The organism is Streptomyces sp. NPDC057682 (assembly GCF_042799575.1).
Lineage (GTDB): Bacteria > Actinomycetota > Actinomycetes > Streptomycetales > Streptomycetaceae > Streptomyces.
In genome coordinates, this window is the sequence record NZ_JBHVIN010000005.1 from 488,463 (window position 1) to 495,400 (window position 6,938).

Annotated in this window: 8 protein-coding genes and 2 pseudogenes; 6 read left to right on the forward strand and 4 right to left on the reverse strand. The window is 73.1% G+C overall.

Going from position 1 to position 6,938, the window contains the following annotated elements:
- Positions 1–7: 7 nt before the first annotated feature.
- Positions 8–217, reverse strand: coding sequence for a hypothetical protein (locus tag ACFVDM_RS12095; RefSeq protein WP_383636733.1), 210 nt, complete (start codon positions 215–217; stop codon positions 8–10).
- On the opposite strand from ACFVDM_RS12095, the gene ACFVDM_RS12100 reads away from it, so the two are divergent.
- The 3 genes from ACFVDM_RS12100 to ACFVDM_RS12110 all read left to right on the forward strand — a co-directional run bounded on the left by ACFVDM_RS12100 (position 207) and on the right by ACFVDM_RS12110 (position 1,577).
- Positions 207–734 carry a hypothetical protein gene (locus ACFVDM_RS12100; protein WP_383636736.1) on the forward strand — a complete coding sequence of 176 codons (528 nt, stop codon included), beginning with the start codon at positions 207–209 and terminating at the stop codon, positions 732–734. The genes ACFVDM_RS12095 and ACFVDM_RS12100 overlap by 11 nt on opposite strands.
- Positions 731–1,045 (forward strand): hypothetical protein, encoded by a 315-nt coding sequence (locus ACFVDM_RS12105; protein ID WP_383636739.1) that lies wholly within the window; start codon positions 731–733, stop codon positions 1,043–1,045. Before ACFVDM_RS12100 ends, ACFVDM_RS12105 begins: the two co-directional genes overlap by 4 nt.
- 196 nt (positions 1,046–1,241) lie before the next feature.
- The gene (locus ACFVDM_RS12110) at positions 1,242–1,577 is read left to right on the forward strand and encodes a hypothetical protein (RefSeq protein ID WP_383636742.1); all 336 of its coding nucleotides are present in this window, start codon (positions 1,242–1,244) and stop codon (positions 1,575–1,577) included.
- An 11-nt stretch (positions 1,578–1,588) separates the two neighbouring features.
- On the opposite strand, the pseudogene ACFVDM_RS12115 reads toward ACFVDM_RS12110, so the two are convergent.
- The 3 genes and pseudogenes from ACFVDM_RS12115 to ACFVDM_RS12125 form a co-directional block, all read right to left on the reverse strand.
- Positions 1,589–2,205, reverse strand: a pseudogene (locus tag ACFVDM_RS12115) (glyoxalase).
- A gap of 360 nt (positions 2,206–2,565) precedes the next feature.
- Positions 2,566–4,042 (reverse strand): annotated as a pseudogene (locus tag ACFVDM_RS12120) (helicase associated domain-containing protein); the annotation flags it as partial.
- 24 nt (positions 4,043–4,066) lie between these two features.
- A complete protein-coding gene (locus ACFVDM_RS12125; protein ID WP_383636745.1) occupies positions 4,067–4,240 on the reverse strand; it encodes a hypothetical protein in 174 nt (57 codons plus the stop codon).
- A 101-nt stretch (positions 4,241–4,341) separates the two neighbouring features.
- On the opposite strand from ACFVDM_RS12125, the gene ACFVDM_RS12130 reads away from it, so the two are divergent.
- From ACFVDM_RS12130 to ACFVDM_RS12140, 3 genes are all read left to right on the forward strand, one after another.
- Positions 4,342–5,889: a hypothetical protein gene (locus ACFVDM_RS12130; RefSeq protein WP_383636748.1), complete on the forward strand. Its 1,548-nt coding sequence runs from the start codon at positions 4,342–4,344 to the stop codon at positions 5,887–5,889.
- A 571-nt stretch (positions 5,890–6,460) separates the two neighbouring features.
- A complete protein-coding gene (locus tag ACFVDM_RS12135) occupies positions 6,461–6,640 on the forward strand; it encodes a hypothetical protein (RefSeq protein ID WP_383636751.1) in 180 nt (59 codons plus the stop codon).
- Positions 6,641–6,699: 59 nt separating this feature from the next.
- The gene (locus tag ACFVDM_RS12140; protein WP_383636754.1) at positions 6,700–6,912 is read left to right on the forward strand and encodes a hypothetical protein; all 213 of its coding nucleotides are present in this window, start codon (positions 6,700–6,702) and stop codon (positions 6,910–6,912) included.
- Positions 6,913–6,938 lie beyond the last annotated feature (26 nt).

Sequence of the window (6,938 nt, forward strand, 5' to 3'; positions counted from 1 at the left end):
TTCGGGGTCATGCCGTTTCCAGGGGCTCGGCGACGATCACGAGCCAGCTCGTGATCGTGATGTCGTCCGGCTTGGTCTGGGCGGTGGCCTCGGTGAGGATCGCCATCTTCTGTTCGTAGGAGAGGGCTCCTTCTGAGTGGGCGAGGACGGGGATGGACAGCCAGGCGGCGCGCTCCGCGACGGTGGTGTGCTGGCCGGTGACCTCTGTGGCGATCACCTGCAGCCCGGCCGAAGGCGGCACCCAGGCGATCACCACCGCGATGCTCCGGCTGCTGGAGTCCCTGGGCGGCACCGTTCGCACCGGCGTCACGGTCACCGGGCTCGGCCAGCTGACCGAACTCCTCGGGAACACCCCGGACACGGTCCTGCTGGACACCAGCCCGCGTTCCGCCGCCGCGATCGTCGGCGACCGGCTGCCGCCCCCGGTCCGCCGCGCGCTGACCCGCTACCGGCACGGCCCTGCCGTCCACAAGGCCGACTTCGCGATCGACGGGGACGTGCCCTGGACCAACGAGGACTGCCGCCGGGCCGGCACCCTCCACCTGGGCGGCGGCCCGGCGGAGATCGCGGCCGCCGAGGCCGCCACCGCGCGCGGCACCATGCCCCGCAGGCCCTTCACCCTGGTCGGCCAGCAGTACCTCGCCGATCCGTCACGCTCCGCCGGCGGCGTCAACCCGCTGTACGCGTACGCGCACGTCCGAACGGCTACGAGGGCGACGCCACCGAGGCGGTGACCGCCCAGATCGAGCGCTTCGCACCCGACTTCCGCGAGCGGATCCTCGCGACACACTCCCGCACCGCACACCAACTGGCCGCCTACAACCCGAACTACACGGGCGGCGACATCGCCGGAGGCGCCAGCACCGCCCGCCAGTTCCTCCTGCGCCCCCGGGCCGCCGCCGACCCGTACAGCCTCGGCGTCCCCGGCGTCTACCTGTGCCCGGCGTCCACCCCGCCGGGCGCCGGCGTGCACGGCATGTGCGGCGCCAAGGCCGCCGAATCCGCCCTGGCCCACCTCGGCGCCCCCGCCCGGTCCGCTCCGTAGCCACCCTCCACGACCCCGCCCGCGAGGAAAGGACCCCCGTGCCGGCCTGGTCCCCCGACCGCAGCATCGCCACCCCGCCCGCCCGCTTCATCCGCGCCGACCGCGTGGAGCGCGACGACGCACCGATGAACGCCACGCTCTACGAGGCACGCGCCCTGGACGCGTACACGATCGGCGTCCAGGCGTACGTCTACGGATGGCCGGCGGTCATGAACTGGCGCATCCGCTCCCGGATGCTCGACCCGGACTTCCTTCAGCACGCCCCCAGGGCGCGTTCCTCCACGAACCCGTCCCCGCCGAACCGGGCGACGGGGGCACGGTCGCCGTCGCCCGGTTCGGCGGGGACGAGACGGAGCCCGGCCGCTACGAGAAGGGGAGCCGGGTCACGTTCACAGCGCATCCGGCCCCGGGCCGAGTGCTCACCGGCTGGACCGTCAACGGCGAAACCGTCGCCGAACAGGGCCCGTTCCTCGCCCTCACCGCCGACGTCGACCTGACGGTGACGGCGTGCTTTACACCCGGTCCACGGTGAGTTCCTGCCGTTCAGGAGGCCGCCGCGAGTGAGGCGGCCTCCCAGCAGAACCCGTCCGGGTCGGTCAACGGACCCCCGTCGGCGGCGAGCGCGATGCGGTGCGACCCGCCGCCGTCGACGGGAACGCCGACGTCCTTGGCCAGGGCCCGGCGGCTGTACAGGGCCAGCCTGACGAGGCTGCCCGGGGTGTCGAACTCGACGTACTTGCCGCCGAAGCTCTTGCCCACGGTCAGACCATGGGCAACGTAGAACTTCTTGGTCGCGGTCACGTTCGAGGCACCCAGCAGGAAAACCATCTGCTCGATGTCCCCGGTGGCGGGGCCGGTGTCCTTCTTCGACGACGTCGCGAGCTTCCAGATCGTGCCGTCGAGGGCCCGGACGACGCCGCTCAGAAGGACTTCGAGACGTGCTTCAGCGGGGTGGCGCCGGCCTCGACGGCGGCGTCGAAGAAGCCGCGGACGTCGGCCGGCCGGGGCACCGTGAGGGACAGCGAGAAGCCGCGGAACCCGTTGGTCGGCGCGTCCGAGGCACGCAGACGGACCCGGTCGCCCACGCCGAAGGCGGTGTAGAACGTGTGGGCGGCCGTGGTGTCGGCCACCTCCAGGGTGAGGGGTTCGATGGAGTTCATGTGCCTCACGCTCATGAGGGGATGCCTACGCGGGCTTCTCGATTCCTGACCGCTTCAGAACGCGGGTCAGTCCGCCGCCTGCGCGGGGACGCTCGCGGGAGGCGCGCTCAACATGACGTGGGTTACGGGAACCCGACCGGCTGTGCGGACAAGACAGGATGTGAACTACTCGGTGCATGCCCGCATTCGCGCGGGGGATCGGGAAGTATCGCTGACGACTGGGCGCGCTGGCGGCCTCGAGGTTCGACCGCCGCGGACGCGATCGAGCACACGGTCCAGACAGCAGAACGCACGAGACCCCGAGCCCTTCGGCGGGCCCGGGGTCCCGTACAGCGGCGGGGGAGCGGTCAGAAGCCGTCCCTAGCCCTCCCGCTCGGAGGGCGGCCCGAACCGTTCGATGGACCAGCAGGTGCAGTCCCCGCCCTCGTACAACCCCTCGTCACACTCTTCGTGGTGCTCGCGCACCGCCCGCATCACCGGGTCCGCCGACGGCGCGGGCTGCGCGGCGGGCGACTCCTGGACGGGCGGCTCCGAGGCGGCCTCGGGCGCCGGGACGGGGCCCGCCCACTTCATGCCGAGGGCGGTGAGGGCGGCGAGCTGCTCCGTGGTGAGCTTGTCCCGTCGGCTCTTAGTGTTCGAGAGCCACACGCCTAGCTTCACCGGCACCGGCACCGGCACCGGCACCGGCACCGGCTCGCCGTCGACCGTGATCTCGACGACCGTGCTGCGCGGGACGGCCCGCTGCCCTTCCATCTCCACCCACTGGGTCAGGGCGGTCAGGCCCCGCTGGAACGCCGCCTCTGCCTTGCTCCCGGGCTTCCTCGGCCCCTTGAGGGCGGCTGCTAGGGACGGACGGAGCTCCGCCGGGGCGGCGGCGGGCACGGGGAGGGTGGCGCCGCGGATGCCCAGCGCCTCCAGGCGGTCGCGCTGCTCACGCATCAACTGCGCCCAGGTGTCTGGTTCCTGCTGCCGCCATCTCCAGGTGCCGATGTCGTCGCCTTCGAAGGTGACGCCGGGTGCGATGTGGGGCAGGACGCCGTCGGCGTTGACGAGGTCGGCGAGGACGCGGTAGTGCCGTTGCCAGTTCAGCGGCCAGGGGCAGTCCCAGTCCGGGCCGATCTCGGCGAGCTGCGCCGCCCGCGCGGCGGCCCATTTCCGGGTCTTTGCCCAGGCCGTTCTTCGCGCCTTTCCGGCGCAGGTTGGCCATGTGCTGTCGGACGGGCACCATCGCCTCGCCTTCGCCCCATTCCGCGTCCTGGCGGGGTGCGAGGTGCCCCACAGGCCCGCCGGTAGGACCGGAGTGCGGCGAGCTTGTTCTCCCAGGCTTCCTCGCCCGGCTCCCAGATCATCCCGGCCTCCGGCAAGTCGAGCAGCGTCTTGCGCCGGCCCTCCAGTTCTCCGGCCCGCAGCGCCTTGCGCTGCTGGTGCACCCACCGCCCGAGGGGAAGTCCTTGGTGACGCCGACCTCGACCTCGGTGTCGTACGGCACCGCGAAGACGCCGTTGATCTCGGTCCCGGCCCGCCAGCGGATGAGGGCCTGGTAGCCCTCCAGCCACACCAGGGACTCCGGCCGGTAGACCCGTGTACGGAGGTAGGCCGCGATGGTCGCCGCGTCGCGGGGGAAGGAGAAGTTCAGCAGCGCGGACTCGGCAGCGGCGTCAGTGTCGTCGCCCGGCTCCTGGTCCTCGCCGTCGCCCGCCCCGCCGGCGCCGACGATCCGCCCGTCCTCGTCACGCCGGACATGCACCGTGCGCTGCCCGCTGGTGAGCGCGCGGGAGGCGAGTTGCTCGGCCAGGCGCTCATCGTGGGAGCGCAGGCCTTGGAGCACGGCCAGGAGGGCGGTCAGCCGGTCGGTGAGGGGTCAGCGTTCGCAGAGCCGGCCGCCGAGGAGTCTGGTCTCGGAGCCGCAGCGCGAGCAGTCGAAGGTCCGGGAGAAGCCGGCGCAGGTGGTGCAGATCGCGGAGCCGTCGACGGGGTGGAGTCCGGGAAGGGCCCGGTCCTGGCCGTATCCGGGGCAGGTGCCTCGCGTTCGCACCGCGCGGTCCGAGCAGGTCCGGCAGACGTAGCCGTCCGGCGGGGCTGCCGCAGGACGGGTCCCGTACCCTGCCGACGAGCAGACGGAGGGACGGGACGACGGTGGCGAAACGCGACAAGAAGGCGACCCGGCGCAAGCCCGACACGACGTGCTTCGTGCAGGTCGCACGCGAGCCGAGCATCGGGGTGGAGGTGTCGACGGGACGGCCCTGGGTCGGCGTCGACCAGCAGGTCGGGCACGGCTCGGCCGACGCGCTGTTCGCCCTGACGGAGGAGCAGTACGCGACGGCGCTCGCCGACAGCTGGGAGATCAGGCCGTTCATGGCGGCGTGCTGGCGGGGTGAGCACGACGACCTGCGCCTGTTCGATCCCAGGGGCGGGGCGTGGACCCCCGGCCGCTGGTTTCCCAGCCGCCCGCGCGTGATCCCGCCCCGTTTCGCCGGCGAGCTCTGGCACCACGCCGACGCCCTCGCCGACACTCCGGACGGGGAGCGGACGGCCCTCTCCCGCGCACTGGCCGCCGGCACCGCCCACGCCCGGCCCGGACCCGACAGCGGGCCCGTACCGGGCGGCGTGCATAGTCCCGACGCCGTGCCCGGCCCTGACGGCGGGCACACCCTGACGTTCGCCCTCACCGGCGACGGCGCCTACCCGCGCCCCGCCGCGCTGATCGCCGGTCTGGATGCGGGAAGCGACCGCGAGCGGGCCCGGGCGATCCTGGGCGACCTACTGGAGGGCGCCCCGGACACGTACCCGATGGAAGGGGACCGCGTACGGCTCCACTACACCGACGGCGGCCTCACGAGGATCACCCTGGAACGCCCTGCCCCGGCACCTCTGCCGTCAGGCCCGATCCGTGCCTTCCTCGCCCCGCTCGGCCGCCCAGAAGCGGGCACGGAGTTCCAGGAGGCGGTACGGCCGGCCGGCGGCACCGCCCGGCGTTGGGCGGTCTCGTCCGGCGTCACCCGGCGGCTGATCGTGTGCGACGGGGGAGTGGAGGTCCAGGTCCAGGACGGCCGGGTCCTGAGCACCCGGATCCGGCTCGACACGTTCGACGCGGACACCCTGTTCCCCGGGGCGGCCCGCCCCCTCGCGCGCGCCGACGTCCACCGGGCCCTCGGCACCCCGGCGGCCATCAGCGGCCGCGCCGAACTCCACCGGTACGGTCCCCGCGACCTCGTCGTCCGGTACGGGCCCGACGGCGAGGCACCGGAGGAGATCACGACGGTCCTCGGTGAGGTCAGCGTCTCGCACCGGATCCACCGCTGGCGCTCCGGCGAGTTCACCCTGTTCCTCGACGTCCTGGGCCTCGACGCCGACCACCCGCTCGCCCAGCACGTACGCCGCCTCGCCGGAACGAGGGTACGGACCCACGCCGGGACCGTCATCGCGGTCACCATCGGCGACCGCGGCCACCGTCCCGAACGCCTCGCGGCCTTCGCCGACGGCATGCCGCCCGCCCCCACTCGCACCGACCTCCCCTTCGGCGTACCGACTTACACCGGCGACCGCGACGACCTCCGGGACTTCGCCCAGGGCTGGATCCACGTCCATGCCTCCGACGGCGAGACGATCACCACCATCACCGTCAGCCAGGACCCCCCGCGCTCCCTCCCGGCGCACCGCTGGTCGGCCCACCGCGACCGGTGACCCCTCTCTACGGGGTACCGGTGCCGAGGACCCCCAGGAGGACCAGCAGCACCACAACCACCGACACGGGTGCGGCATCGGAAAACCCCGCACACTGGGGCGGCACCCAGGCGGCGACGAGCAGCCCGCCCAGGGGTGCCCGCCGCTCGCCGACAGCAGGGCCAACTCGTGGCGCAGACGCCGTCGTGGTGTCGCGAGCACTCGGTCGATGCCGGCCCGGAGGCCGACGGAACCGCCCTCGACGGGCGGGGTGCGAAAGTCCGGGAAGGAGGCAGCGCGCGGCACGCGACCGCGCAACGCGGATGCCGCCGCCCGGGCCGTCACACTTCGGCGGACCAACCCGCCGACGGTCCGCCGCCAGGGCGTCGGCGCTGGGCAGGGGTGAGGTGCTGGAGGTCGGCGGTGAAGCGGGGGAGGGTCTCGAAAGTGGGCAGGGTGCGTTCCTCCGGGCAGCACGACGAAGCCCCCGGCGGGTGCCGGGCCTGGGTCGGCGGTGATCGTTCGTTGGTGACGAAGTGACGGTCAAGGTGGGGACGCCGGCGACGTCGCCGAATCTGAGGGTGCCCCGGCGGTGCTGGGCCCGGCGGCCGCAGAGCGCCAGGTGCTCATCGAGCGGTGGGCCGAACGCCACGGCGTTGACGCCGCCCGCCGTCTGGCCGAGGCTGAAGACCTGGCCGACGCCGTAGAGATCACCCCGGTGAACACCACCGACATCTTCAACAAGAGCTGGCGGGTGTGGCAGCGGTTCTGAGTCGACGTCGGCCTGCCGGAACTGGGGGCCACCCGCGGCTCGCTGGTGGCGTTCCTGGCGTGGATGCTGCGCGAGGCCAGCAGAGCGGCAAGGGGTACGCCTTCACCTCGGCCTCCACCCACCTGGCGGTCGCCGTCGTCGGGCTGCGCCGGCGCGGAGTGAAAGTCTCCGGCGACGACCAGGCCGAGGCCCGCGCCGCCCTAACGACCTCGTGCACGATAGGCGTCACCGCAGGTCAGCGACTTGCGCCGCCGCGACGCCCGAGCCGCTGACCTGCACTGATGCAGCAAGGGCCCTA

Bases quoted from the DNA above. Each gene is read 5' to 3' on its own strand.
- ACFVDM_RS12110 (WP_383636742.1), top strand. From the start codon at position 1,242: ATGGCCGGCGGTCATGAACTGGCGCATCCGCTCCCGGATGCTCGACCC.